This is a genomic window from Streptomyces roseolilacinus, assembly GCF_014649335.1.
Taxonomy (GTDB): Bacteria; Actinomycetota; Actinomycetes; order Streptomycetales; family Streptomycetaceae; genus Streptomyces; species Streptomyces roseolilacinus.
This window is the reverse complement of the sequence record NZ_BMSV01000019.1, coordinates 1-22,641: the sequence shown is the minus strand read 5'-3', so window position 1 is coordinate 22,641 and position 22,641 is coordinate 1. Positions and strand designations below refer to the sequence as shown.

At 71.5% G+C, this 22,641-nt stretch carries 18 protein-coding genes; 15 read left to right on the top strand and 3 right to left on the bottom strand.

The window, feature by feature from the left end:
• The first annotated feature begins 10 nt into the window (after positions 1-10).
• The 6 genes from mycP (at position 11) to IE106_RS29050 (ending at position 5,655) form a co-directional block, all read left to right on the top strand.
• Positions 11-1,267: a type VII secretion-associated serine protease mycosin gene (gene mycP, locus IE106_RS29075; RefSeq protein WP_189538233.1), complete on the top strand. Its 1,257-nt coding sequence runs from the start codon at positions 11-13 to the stop codon at positions 1,265-1,267.
• Between the two features lie 188 nt (positions 1,268-1,455).
• Positions 1,456-1,869, top strand: coding sequence for a DUF2563 family protein (locus tag IE106_RS29070; protein WP_189538232.1), 414 nt, complete (start codon positions 1,456-1,458; stop codon positions 1,867-1,869).
• 5 nt (positions 1,870-1,874) lie between these two features.
• Entirely contained in the window at positions 1,875-3,581 is a 1,707-nt protein-coding gene (locus IE106_RS29065) for a hypothetical protein (RefSeq protein ID WP_189538231.1), read from the top strand.
• A 26-nt stretch (positions 3,582-3,607) separates the two neighbouring features.
• Positions 3,608-4,858: a S8 family serine peptidase gene (locus tag IE106_RS29060; RefSeq protein WP_189538230.1), complete on the top strand. Its 1,251-nt coding sequence runs from the start codon at positions 3,608-3,610 to the stop codon at positions 4,856-4,858.
• A 75-nt stretch (positions 4,859-4,933) separates the two neighbouring features.
• Positions 4,934-5,293, top strand: a complete 360-nt coding sequence (locus IE106_RS29055) for a WXG100 family type VII secretion target (RefSeq protein ID WP_189538229.1) — start codon at positions 4,934-4,936, stop codon at positions 5,291-5,293.
• A 62-nt stretch (positions 5,294-5,355) separates the two neighbouring features.
• Positions 5,356-5,655, top strand: a complete 300-nt coding sequence (locus IE106_RS29050; RefSeq protein ID WP_189538228.1) for a WXG100 family type VII secretion target — start codon at positions 5,356-5,358, stop codon at positions 5,653-5,655.
• A 392-nt stretch (positions 5,656-6,047) separates the two neighbouring features.
• Here IE106_RS29050 and eccCa read toward each other — a convergent pair whose 3' ends face one another.
• Entirely contained in the window at positions 6,048-10,022 is a 3,975-nt protein-coding gene (gene eccCa / locus IE106_RS29045) for a type VII secretion protein EccCa (protein WP_189538227.1), read from the bottom strand.
• Between the two features lie 262 nt (positions 10,023-10,284).
• On the opposite strand from eccCa, the gene eccD reads away from it, so the two are divergent.
• From eccD to IE106_RS29015, 6 genes are all read left to right on the top strand, one after another.
• Positions 10,285-11,787, top strand: coding sequence for a type VII secretion integral membrane protein EccD (gene eccD, locus IE106_RS29040; RefSeq protein WP_189538255.1), 1,503 nt, complete (start codon positions 10,285-10,287; stop codon positions 11,785-11,787).
• A 177-nt stretch (positions 11,788-11,964) separates the two neighbouring features.
• Positions 11,965-12,255: a 30S ribosomal protein S15 gene (gene rpsO, locus IE106_RS29035; protein ID WP_006346214.1), complete on the top strand. Its 291-nt coding sequence runs from the start codon at positions 11,965-11,967 to the stop codon at positions 12,253-12,255.
• Positions 12,256-12,620: 365 nt separating this feature from the next.
• Positions 12,621-14,873 (top strand): polyribonucleotide nucleotidyltransferase, encoded by a 2,253-nt coding sequence (locus IE106_RS29030; protein ID WP_189538226.1) that lies wholly within the window; start codon positions 12,621-12,623, stop codon positions 14,871-14,873.
• Positions 14,870-16,249 (top strand): M16 family metallopeptidase, encoded by a 1,380-nt coding sequence (locus IE106_RS29025; RefSeq protein ID WP_189538225.1) that lies wholly within the window; start codon positions 14,870-14,872, stop codon positions 16,247-16,249. Before IE106_RS29030 ends, IE106_RS29025 begins: the two co-directional genes overlap by 4 nt.
• A 35-nt stretch (positions 16,250-16,284) precedes the next feature.
• Complete coding sequence (gene dapB, locus IE106_RS29020) at positions 16,285-17,037, top strand: 4-hydroxy-tetrahydrodipicolinate reductase (RefSeq protein WP_189538224.1); 753 nt, start codon at positions 16,285-16,287, stop codon at positions 17,035-17,037.
• A 3-nt stretch (positions 17,038-17,040) separates the two neighbouring features.
• On the top strand, positions 17,041-17,493 hold the full coding sequence (locus IE106_RS29015) for a hypothetical protein (protein WP_189538223.1): 453 nt from the start codon (positions 17,041-17,043) through the stop codon (positions 17,491-17,493).
• A gap of 82 nt (positions 17,494-17,575) precedes the next feature.
• Here IE106_RS29015 and IE106_RS29010 read toward each other — a convergent pair whose 3' ends face one another.
• Together IE106_RS29010 and IE106_RS29005 are read right to left on the bottom strand one after the other, a co-directional pair.
• A complete protein-coding gene (locus IE106_RS29010) occupies positions 17,576-18,130 on the bottom strand; it encodes an SCO5741 family PH domain-containing membrane protein (RefSeq protein WP_189538222.1) in 555 nt (184 codons plus the stop codon).
• 95 nt (positions 18,131-18,225) lie between these two features.
• Positions 18,226-18,465 carry a hypothetical protein gene (locus tag IE106_RS29005; protein WP_189538221.1) on the bottom strand — a complete coding sequence of 80 codons (240 nt, stop codon included), beginning with the start codon at positions 18,463-18,465 and terminating at the stop codon, positions 18,226-18,228.
• Positions 18,466-18,616: 151 nt separating this feature from the next.
• Between IE106_RS29005 and thyX the strand changes: the two genes are divergently transcribed.
• From thyX to IE106_RS28990, 3 genes are all read left to right on the top strand, one after another.
• Positions 18,617-19,384: an FAD-dependent thymidylate synthase gene (gene thyX, locus IE106_RS29000; protein WP_189538220.1), complete on the top strand. Its 768-nt coding sequence runs from the start codon at positions 18,617-18,619 to the stop codon at positions 19,382-19,384.
• 209 nt (positions 19,385-19,593) lie between these two features.
• Complete coding sequence (dapA, locus tag IE106_RS28995) at positions 19,594-20,493, top strand: 4-hydroxy-tetrahydrodipicolinate synthase (RefSeq protein ID WP_189538219.1); 900 nt, start codon at positions 19,594-19,596, stop codon at positions 20,491-20,493.
• Positions 20,494-20,602: 109 nt separating this feature from the next.
• Entirely contained in the window at positions 20,603-22,288 is a 1,686-nt protein-coding gene (locus IE106_RS28990) for a ribonuclease J (RefSeq protein ID WP_189538218.1), read from the top strand.
• Positions 22,289-22,641 lie beyond the last annotated feature (353 nt).

Below are 22,641 nucleotides of genomic sequence, written 5' to 3'. Positions count from 1 at the left end.
GGCGTACGCGATGAACACGAACAGTTCCGGTACGGGCAGGCGCCGGGCGGCCGCCCTCGCCGCGGTGGCGTTCCTCGGCGTCACCCTGCCCGCCCCGCCGGCCGCGGCGGACACGCCCGGCCAGTGCACGTACCCCGCCAAGCAGTACGAGGGCCGCCCCTGGGCGCTCCAGCGGGTCCTGCTGGACGAGGTGTGGAAGCAGTCCACCGGCAAGGGCGTCCGCGTCGCCGTCATCGACACCGGCGTGGACGTCGCGCACCCGCAGCTGAAGCCCGCCGTGGACGTCGGGAGCGGGATCAACCTCATCCCGAAGGACGCCAAGGACGAGAACGGCAACGCGGTGGAGCGCGGCAAGGAGGACGGCACCACCGACACCGTCGGCCACGGCACGAAGGTCGCCGGGATCATCGCCGCCCGCCCCGCGAAGGGGACCGGCTTCGTCGGCCTCGCCCCCGACGCCACGATCATCCCCATCCAGCAGAACGACGCCGACGGCAACGGCACCGCCGGCACCCTGGCGACGGCCATCCGGCACGCCGTCGCCGAGAAGGCCGACGTCATCAACATCTCCCAGGACACGGCCAACGCCATCGAGCCGACGCCGCTCCTGAAGGAGGCCGTCCAGGAGGCCCTGGACAAGGAGATCGTCGTCGTCGCCTCGGCCGGCAACGACGGCCTCGACGGCAACGTCAAGAAGACCTACCCCGCGTCCTACGAGGGCGTCCTCGCCGTGGCCGCCTCCGACCGCAACAACGAGCGCGCCGCCTTCTCGCAGTCCGGCGACTTCGTCGGGGTCGCCGCGCCCGGTGTGGACATGATCACGACGGTGCCGGGCGGCGGCCACTGCGCCGACAACGGCACCAGTTTCTCCGCCCCGTACGTCGCGGGGGTCGCCGCGCTCATCAAGGCCAAGCACAAGGACTGGACGGGCAAGCAGATCGTCGCCCAGATCCAGCAGACCGCGGAGCGCTCGGTCGCCGGCCACGACCGGCTTGTAGGGTGGGGCGTCGTGGATCCCGTCCGGGCCCTGACGGAGGACGACAAGCCGATCGAGGCCCCGGTCGCCCGCGAGGGCGTCACCAAGGCGGAACCGCCGGCTCCGGCCGAACTCCACCTGGGCGAGACGCCCGAGGAGCGCAACGCCCGCCTCGCGACGTACGTCGTCGTGGGCGGCGGCGTCCTCGTCGCCGCCATCGCCGGCACCGCGATCGCCCTCCGCGACGCCCGCCGCCGCAACCGCGCGACGACACGTCCTGCGAACGGGTGACGACGCGCACACGGCCCCGCCGCAACCGAGGGGCCTCCCTCCGCCGTCGACGGAGAAGACGCGCGGCAGGTAAGGCACTTGGGGCTGTCAGAGGCACTGGATAGAGTGGCAGGCGTGCGACCGGTGAAATAGCGCAGGTGTCCGATCGCAATGCGTGACCGCAGGAACAACGGGGAGGGACACGGGTCATGGCCGACCTTGAGCGCGGCGCAGGCGCGCTGCGGAATTTCCAGACCAAGATCAACGCGCTGCTGACGGACTTCGAGAGCAGCCCCGGCGGCCCCCAGAAGGTCGCCGAGCACACCATCGAGCGCGGCGCCTTCAGCGGCGGCAACCTGCCCTTCGGGGAAGCGGACGGCTTCTTCACGCAGTACGCCCGCGTCCACAAGGAACTGGTGTCCCTCTCCAAGCTCCTGGCCGACCAGATGGAGCTCCTGCGCCTCGGAGCCCACGCGGCCGACGTCGGCTTCGACAACGTCGACGAGGACACGCGCCGCCGCTTCCACGCCATCCAGGACCGCCTGGACGTGGCGGTCGACCAGCGGGAGAAGCAGGACAAGCCCGATCACGACCGCCAGACCGGTACGAAGGACCTGGGATAACGCCGATGGGAACCGAAGACAAGAACCTCACCCCCGAGCAGCAGCAGACCAAGGACGCCGCCCGGATCCAGACGACGTTCACGGCCACGGACCGGGTGGAGCGCTTCTCCGCCCAGTTCGAGCGCATGGGCTTCGGCACGGGCAGCGGTCCCGGCGGCTTCTTCGGCAAGACCAACTTCGAGAACGCCCCGCTCAACGCGATGCTGGACCTCCTCGAAGCGGCCAACCCGGCCGACCTGGAGGCCGCCGGCACGGCCCTGGAGGCCGCCCGCAAGGCGCTCAACGACGCGGCGCGCGACCTGAAGAAGGACGCCGCGGCCGTGGACCTGAAGGGTGAGGCGGGTACGGAGTTCCAGCGCTTCGCCGCCGACCTCGCGACGTACACGTACAACCTGGCGAGCTTCGCCAACGTCGTGGGCGCGCAGATGAAGGTCGCCAGCACGGGCCTGACCTCCGTCCGCAACGCCCGCCCGCCCCGCGACAACCGCCCCGACCCGAAGAAGCCCACGGACTTCCCCCCGGCGGAGCGCACCGCGGACAACGAGGACTACCAGAAGGCCGTCAAGGCGGAACGCGACCGCCAGGAGGCCATCAACCAGCTGAACCGCCTGGCGTCGTTCTACGCGGTCTCGGAGTCGACCCTGGCCTCCCAGGAACCGCCCAAGTTCCCGGAGCGGTTGAAGGCCGAGGTGCCGCGTCCGCGGGGCGGCTACGGACTCGGCTCCGGAGCAAGCGCTCCTGGAGGGGCCGGCTCCTCGGGCGCAGGCCTGCAGGCCACCGGCGCCCCGTCCCCGGAGCAGCCCGCAGGGGCTCCACGGGGGGAGACCGGCGGGACCCCGGCCGGCCCTCGGACTCCGGGGCTCGGTCCCACGCCGTCCCCCACGACGCCGGACTCGGCGATGCAGATCGACACCATCGCTCCCCCCGCTCCGCCGGTGACGGCCCCGCCGACGCCCACGCCCGCGCCGACCGCCCCGACGGGTAACGGCCCGTTCACGCCGCCGCCCATGGCTCCCGGCCTCCCGAACACCGGTAAGGGCCCGGCCGTCGGCCGGAACCAGAGCACGCCGGCCGTCCCGCGTACCGCCAAGCCCAGCAGCAACAGCCAGTTCGGCCGCCCTGCTGTCCCCAGCGGGCCGCACACGGCGCAGAGCGGCCCCGGCCAGACCGGGCGCACCGCCGGGCCCTCGACTCCGGTCGGCCGCCCCGGTACGCCCGGTACGCCTGGCACGCCCGCCGCTGGACGGCAGAACGTGATCGGCGGCCCCGGCACGAACAACATGGTGGGCCGACCCGGCGCTCCGGGTGCGCCTGCCACCGGACGCGCGGGCGGTCCCGCGCCGATCACCGGACGGGCGGGCACCGGCATCGTCGGCGGTACGCCCCAACCGCGTCCGGCCACGGGCGGCACCGGCGGTTCCCGCATCCCCACCGGCACGGTGATCGGGGGCCAGAGCGCACCGCAGGGACGGCCGTCGGCGGCAGGCTCCCGCATGGGCGGCGTCATCGGCGCCAACCCGGGTGCGACCGCCCGCTCCACGCGCCGGGGCACGCCGAGCGTGAACGGTGTCGTGGGCGTCCCGCGCTCGCAGCGGAACAAGGGCCGGGAGGACGGGGAACAGCCCGGCTCCGAACGTCCCGACTACCTCGTCGAGGACGAAGAGACGTGGGCGGCCCGGCGGCGCGGTGCCGTTCCCCCAGTGGTCGACTGAGCACAGGAAAGGTGCAGGGAGCCAGGATGACAGCAGGAACGACGCGTCGGCTGCGGCGACGGGTTACGTGCACGGTCGCGTTGGCCAGCGCGTGGGCCATCGGGTTCGTGGGCCTGGCTCCCTCCGCTGCGGCGGAGGACGTGCGCGCCAAGCAGTGGTACCTGGACGCGATGCACGTCGACAAGATCTGGGGAAAGGTCACCGGCGAGGGCATCAAGGTCGCGGTGGTCGACAGCGGTGTCAACGCCTCCACACCATCGCTGAAGGGCCAAGTCCTCAAGGGCTTCGACGCGATGAAGGAAGACGGCACGACGAACGACTACAGCGGCCACGGGACGACCATGGCCGAACTGATCGCCGGGACGGGGCAGGGCGGTGGCCTTCAGGGGCTGGCGCCGGGCGTCAAGGTCCTCCCCCTGCGCATCGGCCTGGAAGCGGGCCACCGGGGCAAGAACCCGACGGACGAAGCCGATGCCATTCGTGCCGCCGCGGACAGTGACGCCCGGATCATCAGCATGTCGTACGGCGGCCTCGGCAAGACGGAATCCCTCACCAAAGCCGTCGAGTACGCACACAGCAAGGGCAAGCTGATGTTCGCCGCCGTGGGCAACAACGGCGACAAGGACAACACACGCAGTTTCCCCGCCGCGTACCCGGAAGTGGTGGGAGTCGCGGCCACTGGTCCGGAAGGCAAGGTGGCCGAGTACTCCCAGCACGGCATGTACGTGGACATCTCCGCCCCGGGAAGCGACATCCCGTACTGGTGTGACGAGTCGTTCACCCGCTACTGCGACGGGGACGGCGGCACCAGCGCCGCCACCGCCATCGCCTCCGCCACCGCCGCCCTGATCTGGTCGTATCACCCCGACTGGACCGCGAACCAGGTCCTGCGCGTCATGTTCGAGAGCGCGGGGCGGGGCGAGGGCTGGGAGCCCGGTACGACGAGCAGCTACCTGGGCCACGGCATCGTCCGCCCCGGCGCCCACATCAACCGCGGTCTCGGCAAGCCCGGTGCCCCGAACGTCAACCCGCTGACGAACGAGAACTCGGCAGCTCCCAGCGGCGGTTCGTCCGCATCGCCCGCCTCGCCCGCCGCGTCTGCACCAGCTTCGTCACAAGCCCCGCAGGACCAGGCCACGCCCGGCCAGACCGTGGCAGGCTCCAGCGGGGAAACCGGGGGCGGGAGTTCCCTCGGTCTCATCCTTGGCGGCGCCGCAGCCGTGGTCGTCGTCGCGGGGGGAGCGTTCTTCTTCGTCCGCAAGCGCCGTACGGCATAGCGGCCCGAACAAGCCGCCCGCACCCGACGGTGGAGATCCGACCCACCGGGAACCTCCAGAGAGGAAACACATCGCATGGCAGTGCAGAAGGTCAATGGCGTCGCTCTTTCGCAGCTCCAGGGGGAGCTGACGCGCCAGTTCGACGACGTGAAGAGCCAGCTCTCCGCCCTGCAGGGGACGATCGACAGCCTGGAGGGCCGCTGGGCCGGTATCGGTGCCGGTGCCTTCAACGTGAAGCAGGACGCGATCAACCGGAACATGGTGGGCATCGGCAAGCTCCTGCTGAAGTTCCAGGAGGCCATCGAGGCGGCCCGCACCATCGCCGGCAACACCGACACCGAGGTCGAGGCCGCTCTCCGCGGTGTCGACGTGGCGGAGGGCTACTCGGGCGACGCCGGTGCCGAGGCCCGCACGTCGAACCTCGCCAAGTACTGACCTCTCCCGGCCGTGCACCGTTCGCGGCCGACTCACCACAGCACGAACCGGTTGGAGGACCGATGGCTAACAACGACGGCACGATGATCGTCACTTACTCGAGCCTGCAGGAGGCTGCGGGCGTCATCGAGAAGCAGGCGAAGCGACTCGACATGAGCCTGGAGGCCATCCAGGCGAAGATCGCGTCGATCTCGGACCTCTGGGAGGGCGAGGCCCGCGAGGCGTACAAGACCGCGCAGACCGACTGGGACCGCCGCGCCCGCGAGATCAACCAGTCGCTGAACCAGATCGCCCGCGCGGTCCGCGAGGCTGCCCCCGCCTACCAGCAGGGCGACAAGAAGGCCGCGCAGAACTTCATGTAAGCAGCGGCGCCGGCCACACCGGCGACAAGGGGCGGACACGCGCGGGAGGTGTCCGCCCCTTCCGCGTCCGCGGAGCCGACCAGCCGACGTTCCACCGGTCACCGAAGGCGACCCACACACCGCTTCGCGGCCGGGTGGTGGCGGCTCTCCGGCCCGTCCCGGGCCGTGTGCGGCCCTTGCCCGCCCGCGCGAGACGGAGTCCCGGTCATGGCCGCGGCCCGCACCGGGAAGCGGCGTTCGTCGCCCCCGAGGGGCGGGACGGCCCCGGAGCACCACACAGTCCGGAGCACCACACGGCCCCGGAGCGCCACCCGCCCCCTCCCAGCCGAAAGGGGCGCCCGCCGGGAAGGCGGACGCCCCGATGGCCGGCCGTGACGCGGCCGTACGGCGCCCTACCGCACGTCCTGCGGCATCAGGCCCGTCTGCACCAGCGGGTTGCCGCGCTGGCGGGAGACGAAGACGCCGCGGCCCGGGAGCATCGGGCGGGGGCGGACGCCGCCCAGGACGTCGCCCTCCTGCGGGTCGCCCGACAGGACGACGCCCTGCGCGCCCAGCTCCATCATGCGCTGCATGAACGGCTCGTACGCCGAGCGGCTCGCGCCCGCCGAGTTGCGGGCGATGATGAACCGGACGCCCACGTCCCGCGCGAACGGCAGCAGCTCGGCGAGCGGCGCCAGCGGGTTGCCGCTGGACGTCGACACCAGGTCGTAGTCGTCGACGACCACGTACACCGTCGGGCCCTGCCACCAGCTGCGGTCCCGCAGCTGCTGCGCCGTGACGGCCTCCGACGGCGTACGGCGCCGCATCAGCCCCGACAGGGCCTCCACGTGGTGGTCCATGTTGTTGGACATCGGCACGTACTCGGCCAGGTGCGTCGACGGGGTGGCGTCCAGCAGGGCGCGCCGGTTGTCGATGACGAACAGCTTGCAGCTGTCCCCGTCGTACCGTTCGCTCAGCTGCTTGATGAGCAGCCGCAGCAGGTTCGACTTGCCCGACTCGCTCTCACCGAAGACCAGGAAGAACGGGTCGCGCTCGAAGTTGACGAAGACCGGCGCCAGGTTGTTCTCGTCGATCGCGAAGGCGACGCCGCGCTCCGGGTGCGCGAAGCCCGCGGGCAGGTTCGCCGCCGGCAGCTCGCGCGGCAGCAGCCGCACGCCCGGGGCGCCCGGCAGCGTCCAGTGCCGGGACACCTCCCGCGTCATCGCCGCGGTCGCCTCCGACAGGTCGCTGTCCGAGTTGATGCTGTCGATCCGCGGCACCGCCGCCATGAAGTGCAGCTTCTCCGGGGTGAGGCCCCGCCCGGGCACGCCCGACGGCACGTTCTGCGCGACCCGGCGGTCCAGCTCCGAGTCCATCGGGTCGCCGAGCCGCAGCTCCAGCCGGTTCATCAGGTGGTCCTTGAGGTTGGCGCGCACCTCCATGGACCGCGACGCGGTGATGATCAGGTGGACGCCGTAGCCGAGGCCGCGCGCCGCGACGTCCATCACGAGGTTCTCCAGGCCCTCGTAGTCGGAGCGGAAGCTGCCCCAGCCGTCGATGACGAGGAACACGTCACCCCACGGCTGGTCCGCCACCGAGATCTCGCCGCGCGCCCGCAGCCGCCGGTACGTGGCGATCGAGTCGATGCCCGAGCTGCGGAAGTACTCCTCGCGCCGCGACAGGATGCCGTACACCTCCGCGACCGTGCGCCGCACCCGCTCCGGGTCGAGGCGCGAGGCGACCCCGCCCACGTGCGGCAGCCCCGCGATCGCCGACAGGCCGCCGCCACCGAAGTCGAGGCCGTAGAACTGCACCTCGTGCGGCGTGTGGGTCAGCGCGAACGCCGAGACGATCGTCCGCAGCAGCGTCGACTTGCCGGACTGCGGGCCGCCCACGATCTGCATGTGGCCCGCCGCGCCCGAGAAGTCCCGGTACAGGGTGTCGCGGCGCTGCTCGAACGGCTTGTCGACCACGCCGACCGGTACGACCAGCCGGCCCGCGCCCTCGAAGCCGGGCTGCGTCAGCCCGCGCCCCTGCACCTCGGCCAGGCCCGGCAGCAGCTCGTCCAGCGGCGGCGGGTTGTCCAGCGGCGGCAGCCACACCTGGTGCGCCTCCACGCCGCGGCCCTCCAGCCGCCGCACGATCACGTCCAGCACGGAGTCGGCGAGCGCGTCGTCCTCCGTCCGCCCCCCGTCCGGCTGCGCGGCGCGCACCGACGGCTGCACGTACCGGATCGGCACCGGCGCCGCCGTGAACGGCACCGGCCGCCGGTCCACCGGCAGCGGGCCGCCGGCCGTCGCCAGCGCCTGCGCGTTGGAGCGGTACACGCCCGACACGTACGCCGCCTTGAACCGCACCATCTCGTCCGTGCCGAACTTCAAGTACCCGGAACCGGGCACGTTCGGCAGGTGGTACGCGTCGGGCACGCCGATCGCCGCGCGGGACTCGGCCGTGGAGAACGTCCGCAGACCGATCCGGTACGACAGGTACGTCTCCAGGCCGCGCAGCCGACCCTCCTCCAGCCGCTGCGAAGCCAGCAGCAGGTGCACGCCGAGCGACCGGCCGATACGGCCGATCTGCACGAACATCTCGATGAAGTCCGGCTTAGCGGTGAGCAGTTCGCTGAACTCGTCGATGACGAGGACGAGCGACGGGATCGGCTGCAGGGGGGCGCCGGCCGCGCGGGCCTTCTCGTAGTCGTGGATGTTCGCGTAGTTGCCCGCGTCGCGCAGCATCTCCTGGCGGCGGTTCAGCTCGCCGCGGATGGAGTCGCCCATGCGGTCGACGAGCGTCAGGTCGTCCGCCAGGTTGGTGATGACGGCGGCGACGTGCGGCATCTGCGACATGCCGGCGAACGTCGCACCGCCCTTGAAGTCCGCGAGGACGAAGTTCAGCGTCTCCGACGAGTGCGTGACCGCCAGGCCCAGCACCAGCGTCCGCAGCAGCTCCGACTTGCCGGAACCGGTCGCGCCGACGCACAGGCCGTGCGGGCCCATGCCCTCCTGCGCGGCCTCCTTCAGGTCCAGCATGACCGGCGAGCCGTCCTCGCCGACACCGATCGGCACGCGCAGCCGCTCCGACTGCGACCGCGGCCGCCACGTCCGGCTGACGTCGACGGAGGCGGCGTCACCGAGGTTCAGCAGATCGGTGAACTCCAGGTTCGCCAGCAGCGGTTCGTCGTCGTCACCGCCCGACGCCATCCGCAGCGGCGCCAGCTGGCGGGCCAGCGCCTCGGCGGCCTCCGGGCTCAGCCCGTCCGGCGTGCCCTCGTACACGAGCCCGTGGCCCGACTCCAGCCGCAGCTCGCCGGGGTGGACCACCACCGACAGCTGGCCGCGCGCGCCGGCGCCCTCGCCCCGGACGACCTCGATGATCGTGACGCCCTGCAGGCCCTCCGCGGCGGCCAGCGGCGACATCGGCGGGATCGTCTGGCCGTCGAGCACGATCACGACGTGCGGCTGGTCCAGCAGCGGGTGGTCGCCGCCCTGGAAGCGCGGCCGGCCCTCCAGCAGCCCGGCGAGCAGGTCCTGCAGGTCCGCCGGGTCCGTGGTGATCAGGCGCCGCGAACCCGCGCCGTCGACGGCACCCCGCGCCTGCACGTGCGGCAGCCACTTGGCCCACTCCCACCGCGGCGCGGCGTCCTGGCCCGCGGCGACGGCGATGACCAGGTCCTCGGGCGAGTGCAGCGACGCCAGCGAGGCGACCATGGCGCGCGCGGTGGCCCGTACGGACTCCTGCTCACCGCTCACCGTCAGGTGGTAGAAGGCACGCAGCGACACCGCCATGGGCAGCCCGTCGAGCGTGCCGTGCGTCGCCAGGAACTGGCGCATCGCGCCCGCCGTCAGCGGCTCCAGGTCGTCCACCGGCGCCGTCTCGGGGGCGATCAGCGGCGTGGCGAGCTGCTGGCTGCCCAGGCCGATGCGCACCTGCCCGAAGTCGTCGTCGCCCACGCGCCGCTCCCACACCCGGCTGCCCTCGGCGACCAGCGCCCACAGCTGTTCGGGGGAGGGGTGCAGGTAGTACTGGGCGTCGCGTTGGAGCCGCGCGGTCCGCAGCACCGCACGGCGGGTCTGGTTCAGGTACTTGAGGTAGTCGCGCCGCAGGTCGGCGAGCTGCCCCTGCGTGCCGCGCCGGTACCGCACCAGCATCGCGATGCCCATGGCGAGGGTCGACGCGATCATCACCATGCCCATGATCCGCATGATCGGATTCGGGGTCATGAAGAAGAACACGACGGAGCCGCCCATGCCGAGCATCGGCAGGATCTGCATCAACGCCCCCTCCTGCTGCCCGCGGGGCAGTTCGGGGGGTGGTTGCACCTGCACCTGCTCACCGGGCACTTCGGACGGCAGGACCCGTGGTGGGCGCTTGACGACGATCTGACTCACAGCTCACCGATTCCCTTGCCGGACGGAAATGTTCCTATCGGCGCCCCCGTGGCGACGGGCTCCATCCGCGGTTGGGGATCCTACTTGCGTGGGGGGTGGGGGCCGGGCGGTAGGGTGACGCGACGGATTTGCGGACCCGTGAACTACCGCAAAACAAGGGACATTCGGAGCGCAGGCAGGCACTCCGGCCGCGACGGCACCGGCACACCGCCGTCCGCACCCGAGAAGCCACAGATTCCACGAGGGGAAGCAGAAGGTGAGCATGACGGCCCAGGCGGCGGCCACCACGACCGGTCACCCGGCTCCCGCGACGCCGTCCGGCGGCGGGACCGGCTTCTGCCGGGTCACCGTCGTCGCGCCCGACGGACGCGTCGACGTGGCGCTGCCCGAGGACATCCCGGTCGCCGACCTCTACCCGGAGATCCTCCGGCTGTCCGGCCAGAGCCCCGTCGAGGGCGCCCCGGTCGGCTACCACCTGGTCCGCCGCGACGGCACGGTCCTCGACTCGGCCCGGTCACTGGCCGCCCAGCGCATCCTCGACGGCGAGCTGCTCTCGCTGCGGCCCTTCGCCGAGTCGCTGCCGCCGGCCGTCTTCGACGACGTCTCGGACGCCGTCGCCTCCGCCGTCGCCCGCGACCGCCGCTTCTGGACGGACGGGCTGATGCGCGGCTCCGGCCTGTTCGGCGGCTCCGTCCTGCTGGTGCTGCTCGCGTTCGTGCTGTGGCAGGCCGACCCGCGCCACGACACGCACGGCCTGCCGGGCATCCTCGCCGGCGTCGCCGCGCTGCTGCTCCTGGCGCTCGCCTGCGTCCGCGCCCGCGTGTACGACGACCGCGGCTCGGCCGTCGCCCTCGGCGTCGGCGCGATGGCGAACGCCGCCGTCGGCGGCTCCGGGCTGCTGTCGCTCGCCGCGGGCCAGGGCCCGGGCCGGCTGCAGTTCCTGCTCGCCTGCGCCGCCGTCCTGGTGACGTCGCTGATCCTCATGCTCGTCGCCCCCTCCGGCGACGGGCCGTTCGTCGCGTTCGTCTTCGCCTCCGCCGTGGGCCTGCTCGTGACGTTCGTCGCGATCCTGACCGGCATCAGCACCGTGGAGACCGCCGCGGTCTGCCCGCCCCTCGCCGCCGGCGCGCTCGCGTTCCTGCCCGGCCTGTCCACCCGCTTCGCCCGGCTCCCCATCGGCTTCGACCCGCCCCGCACCACCGTCGGCGGGTACGACGGCGGCGAGAGCGCCCCGCAGGGCCCGGTCGACGCCGTCCGCATCGCCGCCCAGGCCAGGCGCGGCCACGAACTGCTCGTCGGCCTGGTCGGCGGCTGCGCCCTGGTCGCGGTCACCGCCGCGGGCGTGCTCGGCTTCTCCGACAACGTGTGGGGCCAGCTCCTCGCCCTCGCCACGGGCGCCGCGATGATGATGCGCGCCCACCTGTTCCGGTACTCCGCGCAGGTCGGCTGCGCCCTGGCCGCCGGACTGGGCTCCCTCGTCCTGCTCGGCCTCGGCCTGTGCCTCAACCCGCCGGAGGGCGTCGTCCGCGCCGCGCTGCGCGGGGACGGCGGGGCGCTGGACCTCCGCACGGTGTGGCTGGCCGCCGCCGTCGCCGGCGTCGCGGCCCTGATCGTCACCATCGGGCTGATCGTGCCGAAGAAGGGCGTCACGCCGTTCTGGGGCCGCTTCCTGGAGATCGCGGAGGGGTTCTTCCTGCTCACCCTGGTCCCGCTGTGCCTGGCGGTCTTCGACGTGTACCACTCGATCCGCGCCCTCACGTCGTAGGCGGGGCGTACGGCGTCCACGCGGACTGGTACGCTGTGTGACGGCCGTTTGTGTACGCGCCCCCGGAGCATCTGGGAGCAGCGCTCATCGCGCCTTCGCCTCCGAGTCACGGAAGTCCCCCTGAGACCAAGACCAGGGGCACTCGCAGGCGCATCGAACACCAATGAGGAGTACCGAGTGTCTCTCGACGCCGCCACGAAGAAGCAGATCATGGCCGAGTTCGGCACCAAGGAGGGCGACACCGGCTCCCCCGAGGTCCAGGTCGCCATGCTCTCGCGCCGCATCTCGGACCTGACCGAGCACCTGAAGACCCACAAGCACGACCACCACTCCCGTCGTGGTCTGCTGATCCTCGTCGGCCAGCGCCGCCGCCTGCTGCAGTACCTGGCCAAGAAGGACATCCAGCGCTTCCGTACGCTGGTCGACCGCCTCGGCATCCGCCGCGGTGCGGCCGGCGGCGCCAAGTAAGACGCCGTGAGGGGAGCGGTTCCCGACGACAGGGAGCCGCTCCCTTTGCTGTACGCGTGTGCACGCGCACGCTGATCGGAATGCGAACCTGGGTCCAGGCTCAGTAATCTGGTCGCACAACGACATAACGAACACGCCATGACGCGGCCGGAAGCCGGGTACGTCATGACACGGAGGAGAGGCCGCCTCGCCGCCGCCGGTCCTCGGTAGTGGCCCCCGGGCCCCACGGGACGCAAGAGCCCAGGGTGCACCCGGGTGCTTCGATCGAAGACCGGCCCGCACACCGGGTGAGACCTCTCCGCTCCCCGTCCCGCGCCACACGGGCGCACGGACGAAAAGACGACAAGTAAACGGAGAAACCACTGGTGGAGAACGAGACCCACTACGCCGAGGCCGTCATCGACAACGGCTCCTTCGGCACCCGCACCATCCGCTTCGAGACGGGCCGCCTGGCCAGGCAGGCCGCCGGCTCCGCCGTCGCGTACCTGGACGACGACACCATGGTGCTGTCGGCCACCACCGCGTCCAAGAAGCCCAAGGACCAGCTCGACTTCTTCCCCCTGACGGTCGACGTCGAGGAGCGGATGTACGCGGCCGGCAAGATCCCCGGCTCCTTCTTCCGCCGCGAGGGCCGGCCCTCCGAGGACGCGATCCTCACCTGCCGCCTGATCGACCGCCCGCTGCGCCCCTCCTTCAAGAAGGGCCTGCGCAACGAGATCCAGATCGTCGAGACGATCATGGCGCTCAACCCCGACCACCTCTACGACGTGGTCGCGATCAACGCCGCCTCCTGCTCCACGCAGCTGGCCGGCCTGCCCTTCTCCGGCCCCATCGGCGGCACCCGCGTCGCCCTCATCAAGGGCCAGTGGGTCGCCTTCCCGACGCACACCGAGCTCGAGGACGCCGTCTTCGACATGGTCGTCGCGGGCCGCGTCCTGGAGGACGGCGACGTCGCGATCATGATGGTCGAGGCCGAGGCCACCGAGAGGACCATCGAGCTGGTCAAGGGCGGTGCCGAGGCCCCCACCGAGGAGGTCGTCGCCGCCGGTCTCGAGGCCGCGAAGCCGTTCATCAAGGTCCTGTGCAAGGCCCAGTCGGACCTCGCCGCCAAGGCCGCCAAGCCGGTCGGCGAGTTCCCCGTCTTCCTCGACTACGAGGACGACGTCCTGGAGGCGCTCACCGCCGCCGTCAGGACCGAGCTGGCCCAGGCTCTCACCATCGCCGGCAAGCAGGAGCGCGAGAACGAGCTGGAGCGCATCAAGGCGGTCGCCGCCGAGAAGCTGCTCCCGCAGTTCGAGGGCCGCGAGAAGGAGATCTCCGCGGCGTACCGCTCGCTCACCAAGTCCCTGGTCCGCGAGCGCGTCATCAAGGACAAGGTCCGCATCGACGGCCGCGGCCTGACGGACATCCGTACGCTCGCCGCCGAGGTCGAGGCCATCCCGCGCGTGCACGGCTCCGCGCTGTTCGAGCGTGGCGAGACGCAGATCCTCGGCGTCACCACCCTCAACATGCTGCGCATGGAGCAGCAGCTGGACACCCTCTCCCCGGTGACCCGCAAGCGCTACATGCACAACTACAACTTCCCGCCGTACTCCACCGGCGAGACCGGCCGCGTCGGCTCCCCGAAGCGCCGCGAGATCGGCCACGGCGCCCTCGCCGAGCGCGCCCTCATGCCGGTGCTGCCGTCGCGCGAGGAGTTCCCCTACGCGATCCGCCAGGTGTCCGAGGCCCTCGGCTCCAACGGCTCGACGTCCATGGGCTCGGTCTGCGCGTCCACGATGTCGCTGCTGAACGCCGGCGTGCCGCTCAAGGCCCCCGTCGCGGGCATCGCCATGGGCCTGATCTCCCAGGAGATCGACGGCAAGACGCACTACGTCACCCTCACCGACATCCTCGGTGCGGAGGACGCCTTCGGCGACATGGACTTCAAGGTCGCCGGCACGAAGGAGTTCGTCACCGCCCTCCAGCTCGACACCAAGCTGGACGGCATCCCGGCCTCCGTCCTGGCCGCGGCCCTCAAGCAGGCCCGCGACGCCCGTCTCCACATCCTCGACGTGATGATGGAGGCGATCGACCGCCCGGACGAGATGTCCCCGAACGCCCCGCGGATCATCACCGTCAAGATCCCCGTGGACAAGATCGGCGAGGTCATCGGCCCCAAGGGCAAGATGATCAACCAGATCCAGGAGGACACCGGCGCCGAGATCACGATCGAGGACGACGGCACCATCTACATCGGTGCCCAGGTCGGCTCGCAGGCCGAGGCCGCCCGCGCCACGATCAACGGCATCGCCAACCCGACCATGCCGGAGGTCGGCGAGCGCTACCTGGGTACGGTCGTCAAGACCACCACCTTCGGCGCGTTCGTCTCGCTCCTCCCGGGCAAGGACGGCCTGCTGCACATCTCGCAGATCCGCAAGCTCGCCGGTGGCAAGCGCGTGGAGAACGTCGAGGACGTGCTCGCGGTCGGCTCCAAGGTCCAGGTCGAGATCGCCGAGATCGACCAGCGCGGCAAGCTCTCCCTCATCCCCGTCCTCGCGGACGAGGAGGGCGCCGAGAGCGCCGACACCGCGTCCACGAGCGGCTCCGCCGCGGGGAAGGACGACACCGACCAGTGACGTCCCGTAGTCTCCGGACGACGGCCCGCACCTCCTCGGAGGCGCGGGCCGTCGCCCGTACCCAAACGCTTCTCCCGGGCAAGGACGGCATCGGCACGGTCCGCCGCACCACCCTCCCGGGCGGCCTGCGCGTCGTCACCGAGACGCTGCCCTCCGTACGCTCCGCCACCTTCGGGATCTGGGCCCACGTCGGCTCCCGCGACGAGACGCCCACCCTCAACGGCGCCACGCACTACCTGGAGCACCTCCTCTTCAAGGGCACGCGGCAGCGCAGCGCCCTCGACATCTCCGCCGCGATCGACGCGGTCGGCGGCGAGATGAACGCCTTCACGGCGAAGGAGTACACCTGCTACTACGCACGCGTGCTCGACACGGACCTGCCGCTCGCCATCGACGTCGTCTGCGACATGCTCACCGGATCGCTGATCCTCGCCGAGGACGTCGACGCCGAGCGCGGCGTGATCCTCGAAGAGATCGCGATGACCGAGGACGACCCGGGCGACGTCGTCCACGACCTGTTCGCCAAGACGATGTTCGGCGACACGCCGCTGGGCCGCCCCGTCCTCGGCACCGTCGACACGATCAACGCCCTCACCCGCGACCGGATCGCCCGCTTCTACAAGAAGCACTACGACCCGACGCACCTGGTCGTCGCCGCCGCCGGCAACGTCGACCACGCCACCGTGGTCCGCCTGGTCCGCCGCGCCTTCGAGAAGGCCGGCGCCCTGACCCGTACGGACGCCGTCCCGGTCGCCCCGCGCGACGGCCGCCGCGCCATCCGCACGGCCGGCAGCGTCGAACTGGTCAACCGCAGGACGGAGCAGGCGCACGTCGTCCTCGGCGTGCCCGGCCTCGCCCGCACCGACGAGCGCCGCTGGGCCCTGGGCGTCCTCAACACCGCCCTCGGCGGCGGGATGTCCTCCCGCCTCTTCCAGGAGGTCCGCGAGAAGCGCGGCCTGGCCTACAGCGTGTACTCGTACACGTCGGGCTTCGCCGACTGCGGCCTGTTCGGCGTGTACGCGGGCTGCCGCCCCAGCCAGGTCCACGACGTGTTGCGGATCTGCCGCGACGAACTGGACCGGGTGGCGGGCGAGGGCCTGTCCGACGACGAGATCGCCCGCGCCATCGGCCAGCTCTCCGGCTCCACCGTCCTCGGCCTGGAGGACACCGGCGCCCTGATGAACCGCATCGGCAAGAGCGAGCTGTGCTGGGGTGACCAGATGTCGGTCGACGACATGCTGGCCCGCATCGCCGCCGTCACCCCCGACGACGTCCGCGCGGTGGCGTCCGAGCTCCTCGGGCAGCGGCCGTCGCTCGCGGTGATCGGCCCGCTCAAGGACAAGCAGGCGGACCGCCTTCACTCGGCCGTCTCCTGACCCGACCCCCCGCCGCAACCCGTAAGGAAGCAAGCATGAGCAAGCTGCGCGTGGCCGTCCTCGGCGCCAAGGGCCGCATCGGCTCCGAGGCGGTACGAGCCGTGGAGGCCGCCGACGACATGGAACTCGTCGCGGCCCTGGGCCGGGGCGACTCGCTGGACGCGCTCACCGAGAGCGGCGCCCAGGTCGTCGTCGAGCTGACCACCCCCGACTCGGTGATGGACAACCTCGACCACTGCGTCCGCCACGGCATCCACGCCGTCGTCGGCACCACCGGCTGGACCGACGAACGCCTCGCGCGGCTGCGGGCCCGGCTCGACGCCAGCCCCGCCACGGGCGTCCTGATCGCCCCGAACTTCTCCATCGGCGCCGTCCTCACGATGAGGTTCGCGCAGCTCGCGGCCCCCTACTTCGAGTCCGTCGAGGTCGTGGAGCTGCACCACCCCGACAAGGTCGACGCCCCCTCCGGCACGGCCACCCGCACCGCCCAGCTCATCGCCGCCGCCCGCGCCGACGCCGGCTGCGCCCCGCAGCCCGACGCCACGGCCACCGCGCTGGACGGCGCGCGCGGCGCGAACGTGGACGGCGTCCCCGTCCACGCCGTACGCCTCCGCGGACTCCTGGCCCACCAGGAGGTGATGCTCGGCGGCGAGGGCGAGACGCTCACCCTCCGCCACGACTCCCTGCACCACCGCAGCTTCATGCCCGGCATCCTGCTGGGTTGCCGCCGCGTCGTCTCCACTCCGGGCCTCACCTTCGGCCTGGAGCACTTCCTCGACCTCGGCTGACCCATGGGCGCGAAGATCACGTACTTCGTCATGGCGGCCTTCCTGGCCGTCTGGTTCGTCCTGGTCGGCGGCCGCGGCGTGGCCCTGATCCAGCAGGGCACCGCCGTCACCGTGACCCTCGGGCTCGCGGCGCTGGTCCTGCCGGCGATCGGCGTGTGGTTCCTCTGGATGAACACCCGGTTCGTCACCCGGGCCAACCGCCTGGCCGCCGAGCTGGAGGCCGAGGGCGGCCTGCCCGTCGACGAGCTGCGCCGCACCCCCGACGGGCGGATCGACCGCGACTCGGCCGACGAGGTGTTCGCCAGGCGCCGCGCGGAGACCGAGGACGCGCCGGACGACTGGCGCTGCTGGTTCCGGCTCGCCGTCGCCTACCGCGACGCCCACGACACGCCCAGGGCCCGCAAGGCCATGCAGCGCGCGATCGCCCTGCACGACAGGCGGCCCCTCGCCTCCTGAGCGACGGCATCCCGCACTCGTACGCGTGCCCCGCGCCCCGGTCAGCCGGGTCGCGGGGCACGGGTCGTCCGGGGCCGGCCGCTCAGGAGACGGGCGCGTACTCCGCGTTCCACGCCTCGACGGAGTCGGCGGCCCGGTCGAAGGCCTCCACCCGGGCCAGGAAGTCCGCGTTGTGGTCGGTGAGCAGCGTCAGCGGCTCCCCGCCGCCCTGCCGCAGGAGCAGCAGCGCCTGCCCCTGCACGGTCCGCGGCAGGCCCAGCCAGCGCACCGGCTGCTGCACGGTCCGCAGCGACGCGGTGCGGTCCCACGGCACCGTGACGGTACGGAGGAACCGCACCTGCCGCACCCCGTGCCGGCTCACCCACGTGCCGACGCGCAGCAGCCGCAGCGCCGGCGCGATGACCAGCACGGCGGCGCCCAGGCACAGGCCCGCAGCCGGCAGGGCCCCGGCCAGTGCGACGATCAGGGCCGCCAGCAGCATGAACGAGGCGACCAGCAGGGCCAGGGACGCCGCGATCACCCGCCAGGGGCCGGGCCGGTAGGGGCGACGCCACTGGTCGTGGTCGTCGAACGGGAGCGCAATGTCGTCGCTCGTGGCTTCGAAAGCGCGGTCGGCCGTCAGGAAGGGCAGGGGCACGACAGATCCTTAACTCTTTGCACGCTTGTTCGGGCTGTGCCCGGTGAGGCTACCCAGCGCCCCCACGCCCGGCCACAGCAGGGGGCGCGTACGGGTCAGCGGCCCTCGGAAGCCTCGGACTGCTGCGTGTGCCCGGCCTGCGGGCCGGCCTGCAGCGCCGGCATCCCGAACAGCAGCGACCCCACGAGCCCGGCCACCACAGTCAGTCCGATCAGCGTACGGCCGGCGATCTCCGAGAGGCCGGGACGCTGCCGTGCCGGAGGGGTGACGTTACTGCGGAAGCGGTCGGATTCCGAGACGAACGCGAACGGGACGGCCTCTCGGCGGGGGTGCATGGTGGCTCTCCTTCGGTGACGAATGGTGTGAACGCCGCTACTACCCGATACAGACGTCCCTACGAGCGGTTTGGTGCCCGAATTCCGATGTCGGTCCGGGGCCGTAGAGTGGGCGCCGCCCGTGCGACGCGATTTTCGGAAGGACCCGCCGGTGACCGACACCCCCGCCGCAGCCCCCCAGGAACCCGAGGCCCCCCAGGACCTCCGGCCCAGCTTCCGCAGTGACGTGACCGTCGAGCTGGTGAAGCACAGCGCCGCCGACTCGGACGTGCTGTGGGCCGCCCGGGTCTCCACGGCGGGGGAGCAGTCCCTCGACGAGCTGCGCAAGGACCCCGAGCGGTCCAAGGGGCTGATCAACTACCTGATGCGGGATCGGCACGGCAGCCCCTTCGAGCACAACTCGATGACGTTCTTCATCAGTGCCCCGATCTTCGTCTTCCGCGAGTTCATGCGCCACCGTGTGGGCTGGTCGTACAACGAGGAGTCGGGCCGCTACCGGGAGCTCCAGCCGGTCTTCTACGTGCCGGACGCCTCCCGCAAGCTGGTCCAGGAGGGCCGCCCCGGCAAGTACGTCTTCGCCCCGGGCACCGAGGAGCAGCACAAGCTCGTCTCGCGCTCGATGGAGGACGCGTACGTCCGGGCGTACGAGGCGTACCAGGAGATGCTCGCCGCCGGCGTCGCCCGCGAGGTCGCCCGTTCGGTCCTGCCCGTCGGCCTGTACTCGTCGATGTACGCCACGTGCAACGCCCGCTCGCTGATGCACTTCCTGGGGCTGCGCACGCAGCACGAGCTGGCGAAGGTGCCGTCGTTCCCGCAGCGGGAGATCGAGATGGTCGGCGAGCGCATGGAGGCGGAGTGGGCCGGGCTCATGCCGCTGACGTACGCGGCCTTCAACAAGAACGGCCGCGTCGCGCCGTAGTCCGGGCCCGCCGGACCCCGGAGTCCAGAGCTGTACGGATGGACGGAGCACCCGTCCGAAGTGTCCGTATTGCGGCACTCTGAGAAGTTCATCTAGGCTGATCAGACGGACCCGGCACTGCTTGAACCCCCGAGCAGGCAGTGCCGGGCTCCACTTCGTCACGTCCCCGAGGGGACCTCACGCGCTGAGCAGCGAGTAGCGTGTTACCCATGGCTCCGATCTCCACTCCGCAGACCCCCTTCGGGAGGGTCCTCACCGCCATGGTCACGCCCTTCACGGCGGACGGCGCACTCGACGTCGACGGTGCACAGCGGCTCGCCGCCCACCTCGTGGACGCAGGCAACGACGGCCTGGTCGTCAACGGCACCACCGGCGAGTCCCCGACCACCAGCGACGCGGAGAAAGACCAGCTCGTACGAGCGGTCCTGGAGGCCGTGGGCGACCGCGCCCACGTCGTCGCCGGCATCGGGACCAACGACACCCGCCACACCCTCGAGCTGGCCCGCGCCGCGGAGCGCGCCGGCGCACACGGCCTGCTCGCCGTCACGCCGTACTACAACAAGCCCCCGCAGGAGGGCCTGTACCGGCACTTCACGGCCGTCGCCGACGCCACCGGGCTCCCCGTGATGCTCTACGACATCCCGGGCCGCAGCGGCGTCCCCATCGACACCGAGACGATCGTCCGCCTCGCCGAGCACCCGCGCATCGTCGCCAACAAGGACGCCAAGGGCGACCTCGGCCGCGCCAGCTGGGCCATCGCCCGCTCGGGCCTCGCCTGGTACTCCGGCGACGACATGCTCAACCTGCCGCTGCTCTCCGTCGGCTCCGTCGGCTTCGTCTCCGTCGTCGGCCACGTCGTCACCCCCGAGCTGCGCGCCCTCCTCGACGCCCACCTCAGCGGCGACGTCCAGAAGGCCACCGAGATCCACCAGCAGCTGCTCCCGGTCTACACCGGCATGTTCCGCACGCAGGGCGTGATCACCACCAAGGCCGCCCTCGCCCTCCAGGGCCTCCCCGCGGGCCCGCTGCGGCTGCCGCTGGTGGAGCTCTCCCCGGCCGAGACCGAGCGGCTGAAGGCGGACCTCGCCGCGGGCGGGGTAGACCTGTGACAACAGACTTCACAACCGAATAGCAGCAACACAGTCCTTTGCACCTGCATGAAAGTCACGCGCGCCACGTGTCTCAGCGGCACGTGGCGTGCGTGGTGAGGAGAGTCTTTTGAGCCATCCGCATCCTGAACTCGGTGCCCCACCGAAGCTGCCCGCGGGCGGTCTGCGGGTCACCCCGCTCGGCGGTCTCGGCGAGATCGGCCGCAACATGACCGTCTTCGAGTACGGCGGCCGCCTGCTGATCGTCGACTGCGGCGTCCTCTTCCCCGAGGAGGAGCAGCCGGGCATCGACCTGATCCTGCCGGACTTCACGACCCTGAGGGACCGCCTCGACGACATCGAGGCCATCGTCCTCACCCACGGTCACGAGGACCACATCGGCGGCGTCCCGTACCTGCTCCGCCTCAAGCCGGACATCCCCCTGATCGGCTCGAAGCTGACCCTCGCGCTCATCGAGGCGAAGCTCCAGGAGCACCGCATCCGCCCCTACACCCTGGAGGTGACCGAGGGACAGCGCGAGGTGCTGGGCGCGTTCGACTGCGAGTTCATCGCGGTCAACCACTCCATCCCGGACGCCCTGGCCGTCGCCATCCGCACCCCCGCGGGCATGGTGGTCCACACGGGTGACTTCAAGATGGACCAGCTCCCGCTGGACAACCGCCTCACGGACCTGCACGCGTTCGCCCGGCTCAGCGAGGAGGGCATCGACCTCCTGCTGAGCGACTCGACGAACGCCGAGGTCCCCGGCTTCACCTCGCACGAGCGCGACATCTCGAACGTGATGCGCTCCGTGTTCGCCGGCGCCCAGCGGCGCATCATCGTGGCGAGCTTCGCCAGCCACGTGCACCGCATCCAGCAGGTCCTCGACGCGGCGCACGAGTACGGCCGCAGGGTCGCGTTCGTCGGCCGCTCGATGGTGCGCAACATGGGCATCGCCCGGGACCTGGGCTACCTGCGCGTGCCGCCGGGCCTGGTCGTCGACGTGAAGACCCTCGACGACCTGCCGGACCACGAGGTCGTGCTGGTCTGCACGGGTTCCCAGGGCGAGCCGATGGCGGCCCTGTCCCGCATGGCCAACCGCGACCACCAGATCCGCATCGTCCAGGGCGACACGGTGATCCTGGCGTCGTCCCTGATCCCGGGCAACGAGAACGCGGTCTACCGCGTGATCAACGGCCTGACCCGCTGGGGCGCGAACGTCGTCCACAAGGGCAACGCCAAGGTGCACGTCTCGGGCCACGCCTCGGCCGGCGAGCTGCTGTACTTCTACAACATCTGCAAGCCGAAGAACCTGATGCCGGTGCACGGCGAATGGCGCCACCTGCGCGCCAACGCCGAGCTGGGCGCCATGACGGGCGTCCCGAAGGACCGCATCGTCATCGCCGAGGACGGCGTGGTCGTCGACCTGGTCGACGGCAAGGCCAAGATCGTCGGCAAGGTCCAGGCGGGCTACGTGTACGTGGACGGCCTGTCGGTCGGCGACGTCACGGAGGTCGCGCTCAAGGACCGCCGCATCCTCGGAGAGGAGGGCATCGTCTCGGTCTTCGTCGTGGTCGACTCCACGACCGGCAAGATCGTCGGCGGCCCGCACGTCCAGGCGCGCGGCTCCGGCATCGATGACGGCGCGTTCGACGCGGTGCTCCCGAAGGTCGAGGAGGTGCTGAACAAGTCGGCCCAGGACGGAGTGGTGGAGCCCCACCAGCTCCAGCAGCTGATCCGCCGCACCATCGGCAAGTGGGTGTCGGACACGTACCGCCGTCGCCCGATGATCCTGCCCGTGGTGGTGGAGGTCTGACGCTCCACCAGACGTGACCGGAGCGGGGTGCCCTCGATTTGCATCGGGGCGCCCCGCTCCAGTACGTTTACGGCTCCGCCCGAGGGGAACCCGGCACGTTCGCGCGCCGAAGGGGACCCGGAGGGGCGGGAAATCCGACTCGGAAGTTCTGATAAAGTCGGAAAGCGCCGAAAGGCAAAAGGCCCTCCAACGGCCACCGGAAACGAAATCCGCACCGGAAACGGAACGGAAAAGGATCTGGTAAAGTCGGAATCGCCGGAAAGGGAAACGCGGAAGCGGAGAACGGCCCGGTGGCCCGGTCCAGCGGGTGGCGGAGACGGAAATCGGATCTGCTAGGCTGGAAACACCGAAGG

What these genes read in the sequence shown, in the direction of transcription:
- dapB (WP_189538224.1), top strand. Translation starts at nt 16,285, where the DNA reads ATGAGCAAGCTGCGCGTGGCCGTCCTCGGCGCCAAGGGCCGCATCGGC.
- IE106_RS29065 (WP_189538231.1), top strand. Translation starts at nt 1,875, where the DNA reads ATGGGAACCGAAGACAAGAACCTCACCCCCGAGCAGCAGCAGACCAAG.
- IE106_RS29055 (WP_189538229.1), top strand. Translation starts at nt 4,934, where the DNA reads ATGGCAGTGCAGAAGGTCAATGGCGTCGCTCTTTCGCAGCTCCAGGGG.
- eccD (WP_189538255.1), top strand. Translation starts at nt 10,285, where the DNA reads ATGACGGCCCAGGCGGCGGCCACCACGACCGGTCACCCGGCTCCCGCG.
- IE106_RS29050 (WP_189538228.1), top strand. Translation starts at nt 5,356, where the DNA reads ATGGCTAACAACGACGGCACGATGATCGTCACTTACTCGAGCCTGCAG.
- IE106_RS29070 (WP_189538232.1), top strand. Translation starts at nt 1,456, where the DNA reads ATGGCCGACCTTGAGCGCGGCGCAGGCGCGCTGCGGAATTTCCAGACC.
- mycP (WP_189538233.1), top strand. Translation starts at nt 11, where the DNA reads ATGAACACGAACAGTTCCGGTACGGGCAGGCGCCGGGCGGCCGCCCTC.
- dapA (WP_189538219.1), top strand. Translation starts at nt 19,594, where the DNA reads ATGGCTCCGATCTCCACTCCGCAGACCCCCTTCGGGAGGGTCCTCACC.
- IE106_RS29015 (WP_189538223.1), top strand. Translation starts at nt 17,041, where the DNA reads ATGGGCGCGAAGATCACGTACTTCGTCATGGCGGCCTTCCTGGCCGTC.
- IE106_RS29005 (WP_189538221.1), bottom strand. Translation starts at nt 18,465, where the DNA reads ATGCACCCCCGCCGAGAGGCCGTCCCGTTCGCGTTCGTCTCGGAATCC.
- IE106_RS29060 (WP_189538230.1), top strand. Translation starts at nt 3,608, where the DNA reads ATGACAGCAGGAACGACGCGTCGGCTGCGGCGACGGGTTACGTGCACG.